This is a genomic window from Arthrobacter sp. NPDC093128 (assembly GCF_040683875.1).
Lineage (GTDB): Bacteria > Actinomycetota > Actinomycetes > Actinomycetales > Micrococcaceae > Arthrobacter.
On the sequence record NZ_JBFBEY010000006.1, the window covers coordinates 75,905 to 94,772 of the forward strand.

Below are 18,868 nucleotides of genomic sequence, written 5' to 3' on the forward strand. Positions count from 1 at the left end.
GTGGGAACCGTCGTCCGATGGGCAAAAGAGCGCTCCCCCACCCTGTCGAAAAGGGTGAGGGAGCGTCGGGTATTTTGCTGGTGACGTACCGGAGCAACCGGCGGGAACTACACTTCGGCGGGTTCCTCGTACTTCGGGAAGATCGGCGCAGGAGCGGGCAACTGCGTGCCGGGAACCAGCGGCGCGGGGATCGCCGTGAACAGGCGGGCATCGCCGTCGGGCTGGCCGAGTGTCCCCAGCAGCGCGGAAGACGCCGTCGGCATCACCGGCTGGACCAGGATGGCCACGATCCGGAGCACCTCAAGCGTCACGTACAGCACCGTGTTCATGCGCTCGACGTCGGTCTTCCGCAGCACCCACGGGGCCTGCTCGGCGAAGTATGCGTTGGTGTCGCCCAGGACACCCCAGATCGTTTCCAGGGCACGGCTGAATTCCTGCTTCTCGAACGCAGCCCGGGCGGCGTCCAGCAGGCCGTTGGCCTGGGCCAGCAGCGCGGTGTCCTCCGCCGTGAAGTCACCGGGGACCGGAACCCGGCCCTCGCAGTTCTTGGCGACCATGGACAGTGAGCGCTGCGCCAGGTTTCCGAAGTTGTTTGCGAGGTCCGAGTTCATCCGGCCCACAATCGCTTCGTGGTTGTAGCTGCCGTCGGCGCCGAAGGGAACTTCGCGCAGGAAGAAGAAACGCACCTGGTCCAGGCCGTACTGGGCCACGAAGTCCGCCGGCGCCACGACGTTGCCCAGGGATTTGGACATCTTGACGCCGTTGTTGTGCAGGAAGCCGTGGATCATGATCCGCTTGGGCAGCTCCAGTCCGGCGCTCATCAGGAATGCCGGCCAGTAGATGGCGTGGAACCGGGAGATGTCCTTGCCGATCACGTGGACATCCGCCGGCCAGAACTTCTGGAACGACTCGGAGTCAACGTCCGGATAGCCCACACCGGTGAGGTAGTTCGTCAGCGCATCCACCCACACGTACATCACGTGCTTGTCGTTGCCGGGAACCGGAACACCCCAGTCGAACGTCGTGCGGCTGATGGAGAGGTCCTCCAGCCCGCGCTTGACGAAGCTGATGACCTCGTTGAAGCGGGACTGCGGGGCGCCGAATTCCGGATGCGCCTCGTACAGGGCCAGCAGCTTGTCCTGGTAGGAGGAGAGCCGGAAGAAGTAGCTCTCCTCGGCCGTCCACGTCAGTTCGGTGTCCGTCTCGCGGGAGTAGCGGAGGCCGTCTTCCTTGACCACGGTCTCGTCTTCGACGTAAAACGCTTCGTCGCGGACCGAGTACCAGCCTTCGTACTTGGACAGGTAGATGTCCCCGTTGGCCTCCATCTTCTTCCAGATGGCCTGCGAAGCGGCGTAGTGGTCGTCGTCCGTGGTCCGGATGAAGCGGTCGTACGAAATTCCCAAATCAGCGTGGGCAGCCTTGTAGATCCCGGCGTTCCGGTCCACCAGCTCCTTGGGCGTGATGCCTTCCTTCTCAGCAGCCTGCGCAATCTTCATGCCGTGCTCATCGGTGCCGGTCAGGAAGAAGACGTCAAACCCGTCCAGGCGCTTGAAACGGGCCATTGCGTCGGTGGCAATGTACTCGTACGCGTGGCCGATGTGCGGTACACCGTTGGGGTACGTGATGGCAGTGGTGATGTAGAACGGGGTGTGGGCTGAAGACGACACTCTGGGAAGTTACCTTTTTTCGGAAGCGGTGGCTGGGCCGGCAGACGGGAAACGCTACCCCTAAATCTAGATCAGTTCGGTCAGGGTATCGCTGAGCCGGACAAGTTCGTGGTCATGTGACGCCACCAGGACAGCAATACCGTCGGACGTGGTGTCCTTGAGGATGCTGATGATGCGGTTGGCCGACGTGCGGTCCAGGCTCGCGGTGGGTTCGTCCACTACAAGGACCCGGGTTCCCAGGATGAGTGCGCGGGCAATCGCCACGCGCTGACGCTCGCCGCCGGAGAGCTGGGCGGGGCGGTGCCGCATGCGCCGGCCCAGTCCCACCAGGTCCAGGAGGTCCTTGGCCATGTCGCGGCGCTGGTCCACCTCGCCGTCCGGAACGGCGGGCAGCAGCACGTTCTCCAGGGCGCTCATGCCGTCAATGAGGGCGCCGCCCTGGTCGACGTAGCCGATCAGTGCCCGGCGGCGGTCGGCGATTTCGTCGTCGCCCATGCTCTCGAGGGACTGGCCTTCCCAGAAGACACGGCCCGACGTCGGCAGCGTCAGTCCCGCGCCGACGGTCAGGATGCTGGTCTTGCCGGAACCGCTTCGGCCGGCGACGCAGTGCATTTCGCCGGCATGGAGGGTCAGGTCGAAGCCCTCGACGACGTTGACGGCGTCGGCTCCGCCCTTCTGGCCGCCGTAACGGATGGTGATGTTGCTCAGTTCCAGCGGGGTCCCGTGGTCTGCGGCCTTCAGGATGGTGTTGGCACGGGTCTGGAGCGAGCCGTCCCCGGCGTCATCCTGGGGAATCCGGTCGAGATTCACGTCGTTGTTCATTGGACCACTTTCGTTGCAATTGGAATCCAGCAAAGTACAGCCACGAGTCCGGCCACTGCGGCCCAGAGTGCGGCATAGGGTGCAAGCAGCAGGCCGATGCCGAGGGCGCCCACCACGCCGAGCGGCAAGGCCACTGTTCCCACGAGGGCGTTTTCGAACAGCCGGACCTGGCCGAGCATGTCGGGGTTCCAGCCCATCGCTTCGAGCGTGCCGAGGTACTGCCGCTTGGCCTGGAGCTCAAAGCGCCCGGTGACCAGGGTCAGCACCAGGCCCACGGCCACTCCGGAGAGCGCCAGGACGATGCTGGGCAGCGCCACACTGGCCGCGGCAAGTCCGCTCAGGGCGCTCGCGCCGGCAGCCCGGGGAATGTCGATCAGCAGTGCTATGAGCCCGCCCACTGCGGCCCCAAAGACACCGACCGCGACCGCAAGGGAGATGGTATTGAACTTGTTGGTGCTCAGCTGGCGGTTGGCGAACGTGAGCGGGGAGTCCACGGCGATCAGCCGCTCGTCGTGCTGCGGTTCCTGGTCCACTTCGTCGCGGTGCCTTAGCTGCCTCGCCGCAAAATAGGCCGCGGCGGCGTAGAGCACCAGGACCGATGCCGAGACGATGACCGTTGCGATGTTCCAGCTCACGAGGCTCAGGACGGTGCCGGCAATTGCCAGGAGGCTGGCTCCGACAGCGAATTCCGCTAGCACCCAGCTGCGGATCCTCGTCTGGGTCCAGCCCATGGCCCGCAGCGTGCCGGCCTCCAGGCGCCGCTGACGGATGTAGCTGACGGTCGATGCGCCGGTAAGCAGGGCCGCCCCGATGAGCGTCAGGAACAGCAGCGTCAGGTTCGTTCCGGTCAGGGAGCCGGAGACGGCATCAGCCGCATCCTGGCGAACCCAGGACTGCGTAACGGTGCCAAGCGCGGATTCCTTGCCGGCGTCGTCCTTGGAGTAGCCCGGAACAAAGATGTTGGCGTCTTCACGCGCTGAGCCGGCAACAACGGTGGCCTCGAGGCCCATGTCGCGGATTTCGTTGGCGAGCTGCTCGACCTCAGGCTGCGACTGCTTCCAGCTTCCCGGCGCCTTGGCACGGACACGGATGGCGTCGATGACGGATGCGTTCTCTTCGTATCCCCGCGCTGCGGCGAGGCCGTAGTAGTCGGTGATGGCGCCGGCGGACTGGCTGACCAGGCCCGTGGCGCTCAGTGACGGCTTGAGTTCGGTGTTCTCGACCTTTTTCCCCTGCGCGTCCTCCGTCAGGGTAAGCGGTGTTGGGTCGTAGCCGCCCAGGGGCAGCCGGTTGATGTCCCCGGCAGCTTCCTGGACCTTGTCGGCATCGAATGTGCCGTAGACCATGGCAAGCGGAGCGGCGGGTTTGCTGCCCGTCTCCAGGCTTTCGCGGTAGGAGCGCTCGTCGACCGGCTCACGCTGGGTCTGGTCGACCGGCGCGCCGCCGGCACCCTTCTCCGGGAGCCGGTTGACGGTCACCCACTCCCCCGGTGTGGCGGTCTTGTCCACGGCACCGTTTCCGGCGGTGGAGCCATCGGTGTATTTGGGGGCCGACGCGAAGTCGGTGCTCCAGGTCGCGGGGTTGTAGAGGCCCTGGCTGAAGTTGCCGGTGTTGCCCAGGAGCTTGGAGTAGTCCTGCGACCCGGGCCAGGAGAGCGCGAACGGCGACTTGGAGACGAACGGGAGGTAGTCCTTGTCCAGGGAGCGGGTCACGGTGCCCACGTCCTTGACCACGTTTCCGGAGTCGTCGATTTCCTCGATCTTGACCGAGTACTTGAGGTCCAGGGAGGTGCCGGAGCGGACAATCAGCGGGATGGCCTGGGAATCGGCGGTGAGCTGGCCGTCCCGCTTTGCCTGCTGGTACTGGGTCATCAGCGGCGCCCAGTACTTGAGTTTGACGCCGAGGAAGTCGGGCCCCTCTTCGAGCTCTTTCATGCTGATGCCGGTGGTGAACAGGCTTTCGAAGTGCCGGCCGATCGCACCGGCGTTGCGGGCGTCAGCCGGCGGAGCCTTTTCGAGCGGTGCCAGGAAGTCACCGGCAGTGCCCAGCAGGGCACGCTCGGACACGGGGTCGACGGCGACGACGGACTCCGTCACCTGCGGCGCCAGCGGCAGCGACACCGACAGATTGAAGAGGTTGTGTTCGGAACCGCCAGCGGGAGCCGGGAACTTGACGCCGGTTTCGCCTTCGGGGCCTGCGATGCGGATGCTCTTGCCGCCGGCGGTCTGCTCTTCGACGAGCCTCGCCTTGCCGAGCGAGCCTTCGGCCATGGACTTGAACAGGGTCTGTTCCGACTTGCCGTCCGAACTGACGGCGCTGGCCGTCATCCGGTATTTCTTTGCCTCGTCGGTGAGGACGGACTCGGCTGCCGGCCACTTGCTGGGGTCGGTTGCTCCCGGTTCCCCGGCGGTGGCGGTGCCCACGAGTCCGGCGTTGAATCCCAGATAGTCCATGGCGTCAAGACGCGGGGACTCCAGGTTCTGCGATACCCGTGACACCAGGCTGATCGGAGCCGCCACGGACGTGCCTGAGAGCTTCCTGATGCCATCCAGCTGGTCGAAGCTGATGCCGCCCTGGCCGTTGGCGATTTCCGGCTGCATCAGCGTTCCGCCGGATCCGGCCTTGGCCTGGACCAAAATGTCATAGAGGCCGCGGGAATTCTCGTCGACTGTTCGGTTGAGCGCCGCCTGTGACTGGCCCTGGACGAGGACGGACAGGCACATAGCGACGATCAAAATGGCCGCGGTCAGCAAAAGCACTCGGCTTCTGATGAACCTCTGGACGGCGTTCATTGGGCTCCCTGAAAGCTGGATTGCGTGTGTGCACACCTCAGTCACACCTAATTAGGCGTGAAGGCGTCCCCTGCCGGGTGTGCAAAAAATAATGGCCGGTCTGCCGGCCGGATCCGAAAATCGGACCCAGCCATTGTACGCAGACCGGCCAATCATACGTGGCAGAAGTTAACCTCTGTCACAGGAAGTTCACCGAGTAGGCGGGAAGTCAGTCTTCCAGATCGACTTCGCGCACCATTTCGGCACCAATACCGGCCTTGATTGCGTCAAGAACCTGCTGCGGCACCGAGCTGTCGATGGTCAGGAGCGCCAGGACCTGGCCACCCTCCGCCTGGCGCGCAACCTGCATGCCGGCGATATTGATGTTGTTCATGCCCAGGATATGCCCGATGGTGCCGATCACGCCGGGGCGGTCGGCGTAGGCCACCACCACCAGGTGCTCGCTGATCGGGATTTCCACCTCGTAGCCGTTGACGCCCACGAGCTTCTGGATCTGCTTAGGGCCTGTCAGGGTTCCGGCCACGGAGATCTGGCTGCCGTCGCTCAGGGCGCCGCGCAGGGTCAGGACGTTGCGGTACGACTCGGTGTCCGGAGTGGTGATCAGGCGGACGTTGATGCCGCGCTGCTCAGCAATGACCGGTGCGTTGACGTAGGAGACCTGTTCGGTCACGACGTCCGCGAAGATGCCCTTGAGCGCGGCCAGTTCCAGCACCTTGACGTCCAGCGAGGAAATCTCGCCGGCAACTTCGACGTCGAACTGGGTCAGCGATGCGTGGGTCAGGGCCGTGAAGATGCGGCCCAGCTTCTCGATCAGCGGGATGCCCGGGCGAACGTCCGGAGCGATGACGCCGCCGGCAACGTTCACTGCATCGGGAACCAGTTCCCCGGCCAGTGCCAGGCGGACGGACTTGGCCACGGAAACGCCGGCCTTTTCCTGCGCTTCGTCGGTGGATGCGCCCAGGTGCGGTGTCACCACGACGTTGTCCATCTCGAAGAACGGCAGGTCCGTGCTGGGTTCCTTGACGAAGACGTCGACGCCGGCTCCGGCGATCTCGCCGTCCTTCAGGGCCGCGTGGAGAGCCTCCTCGTCCACCAGGCCGCCGCGGGCAACGTTGATGACGTAGGCGGTCTTCTTCATCTTCTTGAACGCCTCAGCGCCGAGCATGCCCACCGTTTCCGGCGTCTTGGGCATGTGGATGGTGATGAAGTCCGACTGGGCCAGCAGTTCGTCCAGGGTGACCAGCTGCACGCCCAGCTGTGCTGCGCGGGCCGAGGTGATGTAGGGGTCGTACGCCAGGATCTTGGTGTCGAAGCCCTTCAGGCGGGCTGCCACGAGGGCGCCGATCCGGCCGAGGCCGATGATGCCGATCTTCTTCTCGTAGAGTTCAATGCCCGTGTACTTGGAGCGCTTCCATTCGCCGTCCTTGAGAGCGGCGCTGGCCTGCGGGATGTGGCGGGCGAGGCTCAGGATGTGGCCCACCGTGAGTTCGGCGGCAGAAACGATGTTCGACGTCGGTGCGTTGACCACCATGACACCGGCCTGGGTGGCGGCCTTGATGTCGACGTTGTCCAGGCCGACGCCGGCGCGGGCAATGACCTTGAGGTTCTTGGCCGCGGCGATGGCCTCGGCGTCCACCTGGGTGGCAGAGCGGACCAGGATAGCGTCAACATCCGCGATGGCTGCGAGCAGCTGGGAACGGTCGGCACCGTCGGTCTGGCGGATTTCAAAGTCCGGGCCGAGGGCCTCGACTGTGGCGGGGGAAAGTTCTTCGGCGAGCAGTACTACGGGTTTTGACACGGCTGATCCTCTGCGTTGCAGTCCTGGGGATAAATCAAGTCTAGGCTGACGGAAAGGCCGGGCTCACATTGTTAAGTGTGAACCCGGCCTCACTGTTGTCTTCTGCCTGGCGGCTGAATGCCGGGCTTAGCGGGCTGCCGAGCCCTCTACGTAGTCCTCGTCCTGCTGCTGCCAGGAGAACAAACCGCGCAGTTCGCGGCCAACGGCCTCGATCGGGTGCTGCTCGGCCTTGGCGCGCAGTGCCTTGAACTCAACGCCGCCGTTGTCCTGGTCCTCGATGAAGCGCTTGGCGAAGGCCCCGGACTGGATGTCGGCGAGGACAGCCTTCATGTTTTCCTTCACCTCGGGGGTGATGACGCGCGGGCCGGAGACGTAGTCGCCGTATTCTGCGGTGTCGGAAACGCTCCAGCGCTGCTTGGCGATGCCGCCTTCCCACATGAGGTCAACGATGAGCTTGAGCTCGTGCAGGACCTCGAAGTAGGCGATCTGCGGCTGGTAGCCGGCCTCGGTCAGGGTCTCGAAGCCGTACTGGACCAGCTGGGACACGCCGCCGCACAGGACAGACTGCTCGCCGAAGAGGTCGGTTTCGGTCTCTTCAGTGAAGGTGGTCTTGATAACGCCGGCGCGGGTGCCGCCAATGGCCTTGGCGTAGGACTTGGCCAGGTCCCAAGCGGAACCGGAGGCGTCCTGCTCCACGGCGATGATGTCCGGGATGCCGCGGCCGGCTTCGAATTCGCGGCGCACGGTGTGGCCGGGAGCCTTCGGGGCGATCAGGATGACGTCAACGCCCTCCGGTGCCTCGATGTAGCCGAAGCGGATGTTGAAGCCGTGTGCGAAGGCGAGTGCCTTGCCCGGGGTCAGCTTGTCCTTGATGGAGTCGTTGAAGATCGAGCGCTGGTACTGGTCCGGCGCAAGGATCATGATGACGTCGGCCCATTCGGCGGCGTCTGCGACGTTCTTCACCGAAAAGCCTGCATCCTCGGCCTTGGCGATCGACGACGAGCCTTCCTTGAGGGCGATGGTCACTTCGACGCCGGAGTCGCGCAGGTTCAGGGCGTGGGCGTGGCCCTGGGAGCCATAGCCGACGATTGCAACCTTGCGGCCCTGGATGATGGAGAGGTCTGCGTCGTCGTCGTAGAACATTTCAGTCACTTGCGTAACTCCTTTTGAGTGGATTCTCTGGTGTGTAAATAGTCTGTGGTGTTGCGGTACTGCACGGGCGTTGCGCCGCAGGCGAGGCTGTGCCCCGCCGTTGTTTAGGCTGTTGCCTTACGCGGAGCGTAGCGCCCTGTCACTCATGGAGCGGGATCCCCGTCCAACGGCCAAGGTGCCGGACTGCACAATTTCGCGGATACCGAAGGGCTCGAGCACTGAGAGCAGTGCGGTGAGCTTTTCGGGGTGGCCGGTTGCTTCAATAACCACGGAGTCTGTGGAGACGTCGACCACTGAAGCGCGGAACAGGTCTGCAGCCTGGGTCACCTGCAGACGAGTTGCGGCATCCGCACGTACCTTGACCAGGATGTGGTCTCGCTGCACGGAAGATTCTGAGGTGAGTTCAACAATCTTGATCACATTGACCAGCTTGTTCAACTGCTTGGTGACCTGTTCGATCAGGTCACCGTCGGCGTCGACGACGACGGTCATCCGGGACATGCCCGGAACTTCCGTCGGGCCGACGGCCAGGGAATTGATGTTGAAGGCCCGGCGCGCGAAGAGGCTCGCTACGCGGGTCAGCACACCAGGTTTGTCTTCGACCAGAACGGACAGCGTGTGGCGGCTCATGATCAGTCCTCCTCTTCCCATTCCGGGGTCATGTTGCGGGCGACCTGGATCTGGTCGTTGCTCACTCCGGCGGGCACCATCGGCCACACCATGGAGTCGGGGCTCACTACGAAGTCGATGACCACGGGGCGGTCATTGATCTCAAGGGCCTTCAGGATGGTGGCGTCGATGTCCTCGTCGCGCTCGCACCGGAAGGACGCGCAGCCGTAGGCCTCGCCCAGTTTCACGAAGTCCGGAATGCGGACTGTTTCGTGTCCGGTGTTCAGGTCGGTGTTCGAGTAGCGGCCCTCGTAGAAGAGGGTCTGCCACTGGCGCACCATTCCCAGCGAGGAGTTGTTGATGATGGCAACCTTGATGGGGATCTTGTTAATGGCGCACGTGGCCAGCTCCTGGTTGGTCATCTGGAAGCAGCCGTCACCGTCGATGGCCCAGACCACCCGGTCCGGTTCACCCACCTTGGCGCCCATGGCCGCCGGGACTGCGTAGCCCATGGTGCCGGCTCCGCCCGAGTTCAGCCACGCGTGGGGGCGTTCGTACTTGATGAACTGTGCCGCCCACATCTGGTGCTGGCCGACGCCTGCCACGTAGATACCTTCGGGACCCGTCAGGGCGCCGATGCGCTCAATGACGCGCTGCGGTGCACTGAGGCCGTCCTCGGGCTCCGTCCAGCCCAGCGGATACGTTTCCTTCAGGTTGTTCAGGAACGTCCACCAGTTGTCCAGGTCCGGCTTCCCGGATACCTCGAACTGCGTCTTCACGGCTTCGGTGAGCTCCGGGATGATCTCCTTGACGGATCCCACGATCGGAACGTCCGCCGTGCGGTTCTTGGAAATCTCGGCCGGATCGATGTCCGCGTGGATGACCTTCGCGTTGGGCGCGAACGTCTTCAGGATGCCGGTTACCCGGTCATCAAAACGGGCGCCCAGCGTGATGAGCAGGTCGGACTGCTGCAGCGCGGTCACGGCGGAGACCGTACCGTGCATGCCCGGCATGCCGACGTGCTGCGGGTGCGAGTCCGGGAACACGCCGCGGGCCATCAGGGTGGTTACGACGGGCGCGCCGGTGATTTCGGCGAGTTCCCGCAACTCTGCCGAAGCGTGCGCCTTCACCACGCCGCCGCCGACGTAGAGCACAGGCTTGCTGGCCGCGGCAATCAGCTTCGCTGCTTCGCGAACCTGCTTGTTGTGGCCGCGGACCACCGGGCGGTAACCGGGAAGGTCAATCTTGGGAGGCCAGGAGAAGGTCATCTGGCCCTGCTGCGCATCCTTGGCAATGTCCACCAGCACCGGACCGGGACGGCCGGTGGAAGCAAGGTGGAACGCCTCCGCCATGACGTGCGGGATGTCGCTGGGGTCGGTCACCAGGAACGAGTGCTTGGTGATCGGCATAGTGATGCCGACGATGTCCGCTTCCTGGAAAGCGTCCGTGCCAATGACTCCGCTGGACACCTGGCCGGTGATGGCCACGAGCGGCACGGAGTCCATGTGGGCATCCATGATGGCGGTAACGAGGTTGGTGGCCCCGGGGCCCGAGGTGGCAATGCAAACGCCCACCCGCCCGGTAACCATGGCGTAGCCTTGCGCGGCGTGGCCGGCTCCCTGTTCGTGACGGACCAGGACGTGATTCATCCTGGAAGCCATCAAGGGGTCATAGGTGGGCAGGATCGCGCCACCGGGCAAACCAAAAATATCGTCCACGCCGAGTTCTTCGAGCGAGCGGACAATAGCTTGTGAACCGGTCATCACCGTCGGGGGTACGACGTTGTTCGGTCCAAGGACAGGAGAGACAGCAGCAGCGTGGTCGACACCGGCATCGGCCGTGCGGTCGGCGCGTTCCGGAGCTTTAGGGGCTCCAGCGGACTTTGTAGCCATCAGCGAGGGGCTGATCGGCGATCCTTTGCTCATCGGACTCTTCCTTTGTGGATCTTCATTAGCGGGTGGTTCTCATGGCGGATTCAATTACTGCAACAAATAAAAAAACCCCTCAGCCTGGTGGCTCTTCGAGGGGTTGCGCGTGACGGTTCGTTACCAGTCGGGCTATTGAGCCACGCGCTTGGTAAGGACGACGAGGATGTCGGCGGTAACGAATGCGGTCATGCGTTCAGTTTTCCCTCTATGTGAGACACGTGTCAACGACGACGGCGCGCGTCTCACAGTGTGGACGTCATTGTCCACCAATTGGCCGACCCTCCCAACTGACTCGCAGTTAACGCTTCGAAAAGCGCGTTGGCGGACGTTAACTGCCAGTCAGTTGGGTTAGCGCGGCTACGGGGTGCTACCCGCAGTATGCGCCGGTGGAGGCGCTGTGCACCAGCTTGGCGTACTTGGCGAGCACGCCCTTCGTGAACTTGGCCGGCAGCGGCTCCCAGCCGATCTTGCGGGACTCGAGCTCGGCGTCGTCCACCAGCAGGTCGAAGCTGCGCGCAGCGATGTCCACGCGGATCCGGTCGCCGTCCCTGACGAAGGCGATGGGGCCGCCGTCGGCCGCTTCGGGCGCAACGTGGCCGATGCACAGTCCGGTGGTTCCGCCAGAGAAGCGGCCGTCGGTCAGCAGCAGCACGTCCTTGCCCAGGCCGGCGCCCTTGATGGCACCGGTGATGGCGAGCATTTCGCGCATGCCCGGACCGCCCTTGGGGCCCTCGTAGCGGATGACCACAACATCGCCCTTGTTGATTTGTCCGTGGTCCAGCGCATCCAGGGCGCCCTGCTCGCGTTCGAACACGCGGGCCGTGCCTTCGAAGACGTCGGCGTCGAAGCCGGCGCTCTTGACGACGGCGCCTTCCGGAGCCATGGAACCGTGCAGGATGGTGATGCCGCCGGTCTTGTGGATCGGGTTGTCCAGGGCGCGCAGGATCTTGCCGTCAAGGTCCGGCGGGTTGATGGACGCGAGGTTCTCGGCAAGGGTCTTGCCGGTAACGGTGAGGCAGTCTCCGTGCAGCAGTCCGGCGTCGAGCAGTGCCTTCATGATGACCGGCACGCCGCCGATCTTGTCCACGTCAGTCATAACGTAGCGGCCGAAGGGCTTCAGGTCTCCCAGGTGCGGGATCTTGTCGCCGATGCGGTTGAAGTCGTCCAGGGTCAGCTCAACCTCGGCTTCGCGGGCGATGGCCAGCAGGTGCAGCACAGCGTTGGTGGAGCCGCCGAATGCCATGGTCACGGCGATGGCGTTCTCGAAGGCCTTCTTGGTCATGATGTCCCGGGCAGTGATGCCGAGGCGGAGCAGGTTGACCACTGCTTCGCCGGACTTGCGGGCGAATTCATCACGACGGCGGTCTGCCGAGGGCGGAGCAGCGGAGCCCGGCAGGGACATGCCCAGGGCCTCGCCGATGCAGGCCATGGTGTTGGCCGTGTACATGCCGCCGCAGGCACCTTCGCCGGGGCAGATGGCCTTTTCGATGCGCTCCAGGTCCCCGAGGCTCATCTTGCCGGCGGCGCAGGCGCCCACGGCTTCGAAGGCGTCGATGAGGGTGACTTCCTTTTCGGAGCCGTCCTCGAGCTTGACCCAGCCCGGCATGATGGAGCCCGCGTAGAGGAAGACGCTGGCCAGGTCCAGGCGGGCTGCTGCCATGAGCATGCCCGGGAGGGACTTGTCGCAGCCGGCGAGCAGGACGGAGCCGTCGATGCGCTCGGCCTGCATGACGGTTTCCACGGAGTCGGCGATGACCTCGCGGGAAACGAGCGAGAAGTGCATGCCTTCGTGGCCCATGGAAATTCCGTCGGAAACGGAGATCGTCCCGAACTGCATGGGGAAGCCGCCGCCGGCGTGGACGCCTTCCTTGGCGCCCTGGGCCAGCCGGTTCAGGGAGAGGTTGCAGGGAGTGATTTCATTCCAGGAGCTCGCAACGCCGATCTGAGGCTTCGCGAAGTCGTCATCGCCCATGCCGACGGCGCGGAACATGCCGCGCGCGGGGGCGGCATGGATCCCGTCGGTGACGACCCGGCTGCGGGGCTTGATGTCGATCTTGTTCTCGGTTGCTGTTTGGGTGTCCTCACTCATGGGTCAAAGTCTATGACTCCGATCGGGACGCCAACGACCCCGGAAGGAGGGTTAAGCCGAAAACCGGGAATATTTCGATCAAATAGTGGACTCTCGTCTCAAATAATGAGATCCCGGGGGTCGTCGCCGCTTTGGATGTGTCACGCGTCACTCAGGCCTGCGGTGTTGATCGATGCGGCTTCGGACTCGAGCATGGACAGGACCTGCTGGATGGTGGTGCGGGCCGCCACATCCGGGCGCGCGAGCGCTACGATGCTGCGGCGGGCAGTTACCCCCAGCAGGGGACGCAGCACAAAGCCGCGCTCCTGGTTTCTCCGGGCCGTGTACCGGGGCAGCAGGCTCAAGCCGTGGCCGGCGCTCACAAGCGCTTCCAACACCCGCAGGTCGGGAAACAGCTGCGCGCGCAATGCCGGAGCTCCCGCCTGCACCTCGATCTGGCGAAGCACAGTGTCGAACGGAAAGCCCTCCGGCACGCCCATCCAGGGAAATCCCACCACATCGCTGGCTGTCAGCGATGGCTTTGTCGCCAGGACGTGCCCGGCCGGCATGGCCACGTCCAGCGGCTCGTTCAGCAGCGGAACAACCACAAGCCCCTGCCGGGCGAAAACATCGGGGCCATCCACGCTATGGGCCAGCACGATGTCGTAATCGGCGGCCAGGGCAGTGAATCCTGCGACGCCCGGGTCCTCGAAGCAGGCCTCGAACCGAAGGCCCTCCACCCCCTTGACGCGATGCAGGAGGCCGGGGAGGAACATCTCAGCCGCGCTCGGAAAGAAGGCCGCCTTGACGTGCGTCTGCCAGCCCTGCCGGTACGTGTCGATGGTGGCTTCAGCGCGGGCCATGGCCGTGGAAACGTCCGCCGCGGCCGCCGCCATGGCTCGGCCCGCCTCTGTGAGCCGCACTCCCCTGCCGGACTTTTCAACCAGGACAACACCCAGTTCGTCCTGGAGTGTCTTGAGCTGTTGGGAGACCGCGGAGGGCGTCACCTCCATTGCTTCGGCAGTGGCGCCCACGGTGCCCCGGTCCGAAAGTTCGCGGAGAATCCGGAGCCGTTTCAAATCCATGAGGCGAGGCTACAGGACGTCCCCGATTCCCCCATGTAAGCCTTTACAGCCGTAATCACACCGACGTAACGTCAAGCAACGGCAACCTTGCCTTGTGGACAGAAGGGCTCTGCTATGGACTGGATTATTTGGGTCATCGTCATCGTAGTCATCGTCGGGGTCGTCTGGTGGCTCCTGAACCGCAACAGTTCAGGGAATACCACCGGAACATCGACGTCCTCCGATTCCGGTGTGTCCGCTCCACAGGCAAAGCAGGCCGGCTCAGGCAGGCCCGCGGGAGCCGCACCGGCCGGCGGAGGCGCGGCCGTGTCGGCAGAGGCAGCCGCCACTGCCGGAATGGCGAGTGCCGCAGGCTTCGGCTCGCCGGTTGCCGAATCTTCGACTCCGCATCCTTCGTCGCAAGCTACCCCGGCGGCTGAACCGGCCGAGCCGTCCTCGCCGGTGGCGTCACCTCCCGCGAGCGCCGGTCCAATGAGCCCGGCTCCGGCGAGCGCCGGCGGAGACGTGGATGACTGGGACGAGGACTCATCAGCGGATGCGCCTGCGGCAGGGACAGCCAGCACGGCGACACAGAATGCTGCCCCAGCGCCGGACCGAGCCGCTGGGGCCGGCAAGGCCGAATGGGAAGCGCAGTGGTCCGAGGCGGCCAGCACTCCGCATGCCGTCGAAACGCACCCCAAGGAGACAGCAGCCAAAGAACCTGCGGCACGGGAAACTCCGTCCGCCGACGGAGGCAAACAGGCACCCGTCCATCACCCTGAGTACACGGAACCCCACGCCCCCACCCTTCCCGGCGCCGAATCCGCCGCGGCCGAGGACGCCGTGACGGAGGATGTCGCGGCCGCTGAAGGCGGAGCGGAACCGTCACCCGCCGGCGGAGCGGAACCGTCACCCGCCGGCGGAGCCGCACCGGCCGCCGGGACCGACACAGGCGTCCCCTCCGGGGGAGATGCTGAAACACTGCAGGCGGCGGCGTCATCAGCGGCCACCGAAGCGGCCGCAAGCCACACGGCTGAGCCCACCGGACACCTTGCAGCCGACAAGCCTTACGGTGACGGATCCGCAGCTCCGGGCCCGGACGGCAGCGGACCGGAGGGCTATGCGGTCAAAGGCAATGCGCAGTCGATGATCTACCACGATGAGACCAGCCCGGACTACGAGGAGACCACCGCAGAGGTCTGGTTCGAGTCGGCCGCCCACGCGGAAGCAGCAGGGTTCCGGGCTCCGCGTCGGAGCCGGCACTAGGCCCGGCCGTCCACGAGGCGGGGTACACAATGAACCCGGAGAGGGCGGGGTGCACATCCAGGCGTGCGCTCCGCCTTTTTTATGCCTCCACCGCGCTATTCTCGTCGCTCACCCTGGCCGCCTGCACCGGCGGCGGCAGCGGCATTCCCACAGGCAACGCCGGTTCAGTCACGGGTAGCAAGCCGGCCGCCCAGGAACCCCAGGTGCTGCGGACCGTTGAAGGGCTGCAGCTGCCCTGGTCCACGGTGTTCCTGCCGGATGGCACCGCCGTCATCTCGGAACGTGACAGCGGCGAACTCAAATCGGTCAAGGACGGGAAGACAACGGTGCTTGGCAGCGTCCCCGGAGTTGTTCCCGGCGGAGAAGGCGGCCTCCTGGGGTTGGCAGTGTCACCCGACTACGAATCCGACATGTCGCTGTTCGCCTATTTCACCTCCGGTGCGGACAACAGGATTGCCCGTCTCACGCTGACGGAAGCCGAACCCGGAAGCCCGTTGAAGCTTGGACAGCCGGAGGTCATCTTCGCCGGCATCCCCAAGGCCTCAACCCACAACGGCGGCCGAATCCGTTTTGGACCGGACGGAAATCTGTACGTGGGAACCGGTGATTCACAACGCCGCGACCAACCGCAGGATCCGAACGCGCTGGGCGGCAAAATCCTCAGGATTACCGCGGAAGGCCGTCCCGCCCCCGGGAACCCGTTTGGAGACAACCCCGTCTACAGCCTTGGACACCGGAACGTCCAGGGCCTGGACTGGGATGACTCCGGCCGGCTGTGGTCCAGTGAATTCGGCCCGAACGTGGATGACGAGCTGAACCTGATCCAGCCGGGCGGCAACTACGGCTGGCCGGAGGTCACAGGGGCGCCGGGCAGGCCAGGCTTCATCGATGCCAAGGTGGTCTGGCCGTCCACCGCGGAATCATCCCCGAGCGGGCTCGAGATTGTGGGCTCCACGGCTTATCTCGGCGCGCTCAGGGGCCAGCGGCTGTGGGCAGTCCCCCTCGAAGGCGAAAATGCGGGCAATCCTGTGAGCCATTTCACAAACCGATACGGGCGCATTCGGGACGTTTCGCTCGCCCCGGACGGCACCTTGTGGATGCTTACCAACAACGAAAACCCTGATTCCGCGCTGATTTTGGCCCCTCCCGCCCGGCCGGGGAGCTGAAGCGGGCGCCGATTTCACACGGCGCTAAATCTCGTGTAGAGTTTCATGTCGTTGCGGAGATGAACGCGGGAAACAAAAGCCCGCGGGAACAGCCAAAACAACAGCTGCACCTCTAGCTCAACTGGCAGAGCAATTGACTCTTAATCAATGGGTTCCGGGTTCGAGTCCCGGGGGGTGCACCACAGAAACCCCGTCTTCACTGGCCACAAGCCATGAAGGCGGGGTTTCGTTTTGCAGCGAAAACCCCGGCCCTGCTTTACAGCCCCGCCAGCCAGCACCGATCACCGGCCCTGTCGGCTACCGGGCTTTTCAGTTGGCGCTGTTGGCATCCACGGTGAGCCCGGATTCGGCGTTGGCCACGATGGATTTGGTCTCCGGCGAGGCAAAGCGGCTGGCCAGGACGGTCACTACGGCCTGGAGCTCCTGCCGCAGCACGTCGGGGTCGATCGAAGCAGCAGCCAATACGGTTCGTTCCATGTCCGCTGCCGCAGCCACGGCCTCAACCCCCCGTTCGGTGAGGGACACCACATGGCTTCGGCGGTCAGACGTGCTGCGCTCCCGGCGGATGTGTCCATGCGACTCAAGCCGGCTGAGGGTTTTCCCCATAGTCTGGGCCTGGACGCGGACCAACTGGGCAAGCTGTGCCTGGGTCATGGGTCCGTTGAAGGCGAGAACCTCCATGGCGATGACCCCGGCATGGGTAAGCCCGATGGCTCCCAGCTTCTCATTCCAGGAATGTTCGACGAGGCGTGCCGCCGTGGACAAGAGGCGCCCTGTGGGCCAGCGATCCATATCAGGCATACCACTTAGTATAGCCAGCGTGGGATTCGTCGCCCGCTCCCCCACTCACTAAGCTTGGATGTCCACAACATTCCAGAGGAGAACATCTTGGTTGAACGACTCATTCCCGGCACTCCGGCACCGGACTTTACGCTGAAGGATTCCGCAGGGAACGATGTCAGCCTGAAGAGCTACCGCGGCCGGAACACCATTGTGTACTTCTACCCGGCAGCGTCCACGCCCGGCTGCACCAAGGAAGCGTGCGACTTCCGCGACACACTCGCCTCCCTGCAACGGGAAGGCTATGACGTCCTGGGCGTGTCTCCCGATCCGGTTGCGAAGCTCGCCAAGTTCGCCGAGGCGGAAGGGCTAACCTTCCCGCTTCTGTCCGACGAGGACCACTCCGTGGCTGAGGCCTACGCGGCCTGGGGGGAAAAGAAGAACTACGGACGGACCTACGAGGGCCTCATCCGGTCCACGATTGTGGTGGATCCGGACGGCAACGTGGCGGTGGCACAGTACAACGTGCGGGCCACCGGCCACGTAGCCAAGCTCCGCCGGGACCTCGGCCTGGCCTAAGTTTCCTGCCCTCGCGGGTAGGAACCGCGTCTTCGGCCACCGAGCGAAAGGCCCGGCCGGCAGGTACACTGGAGCCTGGCATCCGCCGTCGTACGTCCTTTCGCATTCGCAGGAACAGCGTCAGGATTAAGTACGACGGCGCCGCGCGCGAGTGGTGAAATTGGCAGACACGCAGGATTTAGGTTCCTGTGCCTTCGGGCGTGGGGGTTCAAGTCCCCCCTTGCGCACAGCAGTAGGAACACCGGAATCCCGGACCTCACGGTCCGGGATTCCGTCGTTTAACGCCAATGCCCCGTGCCTGAAAAGTCCGCAGGAAAAGAATTCTCCAGGTCCACCCATCCGGTGCCGCCGAACTGCCGAATACCCATTGAGACACCAACCTAGGGTCGGTGCCCACAGTCGGAATTGAGCCAGTGCAGTGATCGAAAGAGTCGTTCGCCGCAGGCAATGATCGGCACTAACAAGGAGAATCGAAATGCAGTCATTCAAGCGCACTACCTTCACCGTTGCAGGCGTTGCAGCTGCCGCTCTGCTCAGCCTGACCGCCTGCGGAGGCTCCGCCACGACGGCAAACAGCTCGTCGGCACCGGCTGCCACGCCCTCCGCTTCGAGCATGGCACCGTCCCCGTCGGCCAGCTCCTCGGTCGCCATGGACCCGGCCGCCAACCTGGTGGGTCCCGGCTGTGCAGGCTACGCAGAGCAGGTTCCGGACGGCGCAGGCTCGGTGGCCGGTATGGCCCTCGACCCGGTCGCGGTTGCAGCTTCCAACAACCCGCTGCTTAAGACCCTGACGGCAGCAGTGTCCGGCAAGCTCAACCCGAAGGTTGACCTGGTGGATACGCTCAATGGCAGCGAATTCACGGTCTTCGCCCCGGTGGATGACGCGTTCGCCAAGATCGACCCCGCCACCATCGAAACCCTCAAGACCGACGACGCGCTGCTGAGCAAGATCCTGACCTACCACGTGGTTCCCGGCCAGATCACCCCCGACAAGATTGTGGGCACCCACAAGACTGTCCAGGGCGGTTCCGTCACCGTGACCGGCACCAAGGATGCGCTGAAGGTCGATGACGCCAGCGTCATCTGCGGCGGCGTCAAGACCGCCAACGCCACGGTCTACCTGGTGGACTCCGTCCTGATGCCGAAGTAGGCAACCCGCAAACGCTCCTGATCCGGC

General features: G+C 64.5%; 14 protein-coding genes and 2 tRNA genes. 6 read left to right on the forward strand and 10 right to left on the reverse strand.

Features of this window, described 5'->3' with window-relative positions:
- Positions 1-107: 107 nt before the first annotated feature.
- From metG to AB0N24_RS08950, 9 genes are all read right to left on the reverse strand, one after another.
- Positions 108-1,667, reverse strand: a complete 1,560-nt coding sequence (gene metG, locus AB0N24_RS08910; RefSeq protein ID WP_364122976.1) for a methionine--tRNA ligase — start codon at positions 1,665-1,667, stop codon at positions 108-110.
- 66 nt (positions 1,668-1,733) lie between these two features.
- Complete coding sequence (locus tag AB0N24_RS08915; protein WP_104175371.1) at positions 1,734-2,489, reverse strand: ATP-binding cassette domain-containing protein; 756 nt, start codon at positions 2,487-2,489, stop codon at positions 1,734-1,736.
- Positions 2,486-5,281, reverse strand: a complete 2,796-nt coding sequence (locus AB0N24_RS08920; protein WP_364122978.1) for an FtsX-like permease family protein — start codon at positions 5,279-5,281, stop codon at positions 2,486-2,488. The genes AB0N24_RS08915 and AB0N24_RS08920 overlap by 4 nt, the downstream gene beginning before the upstream one ends.
- Positions 5,282-5,489: 208 nt before the next feature.
- A complete protein-coding gene (gene serA / locus AB0N24_RS08925; RefSeq protein ID WP_364122980.1) occupies positions 5,490-7,079 on the reverse strand; it encodes a phosphoglycerate dehydrogenase in 1,590 nt (529 codons plus the stop codon).
- A 126-nt stretch (positions 7,080-7,205) separates the two neighbouring features.
- Positions 7,206-8,231 carry a ketol-acid reductoisomerase gene (gene ilvC, locus AB0N24_RS08930; RefSeq protein WP_364122982.1) on the reverse strand — a complete coding sequence of 342 codons (1,026 nt, stop codon included), beginning with the start codon at positions 8,229-8,231 and terminating at the stop codon, positions 7,206-7,208.
- 117 nt (positions 8,232-8,348) lie between these two features.
- Complete coding sequence (gene ilvN, locus AB0N24_RS08935; protein ID WP_055796055.1) at positions 8,349-8,861, reverse strand: acetolactate synthase small subunit; 513 nt, start codon at positions 8,859-8,861, stop codon at positions 8,349-8,351.
- A gap of 2 nt (positions 8,862-8,863) precedes the next feature.
- Positions 8,864-10,765 (reverse strand): acetolactate synthase large subunit, encoded by a 1,902-nt coding sequence (locus AB0N24_RS08940; RefSeq protein WP_364122985.1) that lies wholly within the window; start codon positions 10,763-10,765, stop codon positions 8,864-8,866.
- A gap of 370 nt (positions 10,766-11,135) precedes the next feature.
- Entirely contained in the window at positions 11,136-12,857 is a 1,722-nt protein-coding gene (gene ilvD / locus AB0N24_RS08945; protein ID WP_364122987.1) for a dihydroxy-acid dehydratase, read from the reverse strand.
- Positions 12,858-12,997: 140 nt separating this feature from the next.
- Complete coding sequence (locus AB0N24_RS08950) at positions 12,998-13,921, reverse strand: LysR family transcriptional regulator (RefSeq protein ID WP_364122989.1); 924 nt, start codon at positions 13,919-13,921, stop codon at positions 12,998-13,000.
- A 114-nt stretch (positions 13,922-14,035) separates the two neighbouring features.
- On the opposite strand from AB0N24_RS08950, the gene AB0N24_RS08955 reads away from it, so the two are divergent.
- From AB0N24_RS08955 to AB0N24_RS08965, 3 genes are all read left to right on the forward strand, one after another.
- Positions 14,036-15,166 carry a hypothetical protein gene (locus tag AB0N24_RS08955; RefSeq protein ID WP_364122991.1) on the forward strand — a complete coding sequence of 377 codons (1,131 nt, stop codon included), beginning with the start codon at positions 14,036-14,038 and terminating at the stop codon, positions 15,164-15,166.
- A 29-nt stretch (positions 15,167-15,195) separates the two neighbouring features.
- A complete protein-coding gene (locus AB0N24_RS08960; protein WP_364122993.1) occupies positions 15,196-16,332 on the forward strand; it encodes a PQQ-dependent sugar dehydrogenase in 1,137 nt (378 codons plus the stop codon).
- A gap of 106 nt (positions 16,333-16,438) precedes the next feature.
- A tRNA-Lys gene (locus AB0N24_RS08965) sits at positions 16,439-16,514 on the forward strand.
- 127 nt (positions 16,515-16,641) lie between these two features.
- Here the strand turns inward: AB0N24_RS08965 and AB0N24_RS08970 are convergent.
- Positions 16,642-17,124: a MarR family transcriptional regulator gene (locus AB0N24_RS08970; RefSeq protein ID WP_364123222.1), complete on the reverse strand. Its 483-nt coding sequence runs from the start codon at positions 17,122-17,124 to the stop codon at positions 16,642-16,644.
- Between the two features lie 96 nt (positions 17,125-17,220).
- On the opposite strand from AB0N24_RS08970, the gene bcp reads away from it, so the two are divergent.
- The 3 genes from bcp to AB0N24_RS08985 all read left to right on the forward strand — a co-directional run bounded on the left by bcp (position 17,221) and on the right by AB0N24_RS08985 (position 18,841).
- A complete protein-coding gene (gene bcp / locus AB0N24_RS08975; protein WP_364122995.1) occupies positions 17,221-17,691 on the forward strand; it encodes a thioredoxin-dependent thiol peroxidase in 471 nt (156 codons plus the stop codon).
- A gap of 145 nt (positions 17,692-17,836) precedes the next feature.
- Positions 17,837-17,918, forward strand: a tRNA-Leu gene (locus AB0N24_RS08980).
- A 248-nt stretch (positions 17,919-18,166) separates the two neighbouring features.
- The gene (locus AB0N24_RS08985; protein ID WP_364122997.1) at positions 18,167-18,841 is read left to right on the forward strand and encodes a fasciclin domain-containing protein; all 675 of its coding nucleotides are present in this window, start codon (positions 18,167-18,169) and stop codon (positions 18,839-18,841) included.
- Positions 18,842-18,868: the final 27 nt, after the last annotated feature.

Coding starts and splice junctions, on each gene's coding strand:
- AB0N24_RS08915 (WP_104175371.1), bottom strand. CDS start 2,489: ATGAACAACGACGTGAATCTCGACCGGATTCCCCAGGATGACGCCGGG.
- AB0N24_RS08920 (WP_364122978.1), bottom strand. CDS start 5,281: ATGAACGCCGTCCAGAGGTTCATCAGAAGCCGAGTGCTTTTGCTGACC.
- ilvN (WP_055796055.1), bottom strand. CDS start 8,861: ATGAGCCGCCACACGCTGTCCGTTCTGGTCGAAGACAAACCTGGTGTG.
- AB0N24_RS08940 (WP_364122985.1), bottom strand. CDS start 10,765: ATGAGCAAAGGATCGCCGATCAGCCCCTCGCTGATGGCTACAAAGTCC.
- ilvD (WP_364122987.1), bottom strand. CDS start 12,857: ATGAGTGAGGACACCCAAACAGCAACCGAGAACAAGATCGACATCAAG.
- AB0N24_RS08950 (WP_364122989.1), bottom strand. CDS start 13,921: ATGGATTTGAAACGGCTCCGGATTCTCCGCGAACTTTCGGACCGGGGC.
- AB0N24_RS08955 (WP_364122991.1), top strand. CDS start 14,036: ATGGACTGGATTATTTGGGTCATCGTCATCGTAGTCATCGTCGGGGTC.
- AB0N24_RS08960 (WP_364122993.1), top strand. CDS start 15,196: ATGAACCCGGAGAGGGCGGGGTGCACATCCAGGCGTGCGCTCCGCCTT.
- AB0N24_RS08970 (WP_364123222.1), bottom strand. CDS start 17,124: ATGGATCGCTGGCCCACAGGGCGCCTCTTGTCCACGGCGGCACGCCTC.
- AB0N24_RS08985 (WP_364122997.1), top strand. CDS start 18,167: ATGCAGTCATTCAAGCGCACTACCTTCACCGTTGCAGGCGTTGCAGCT.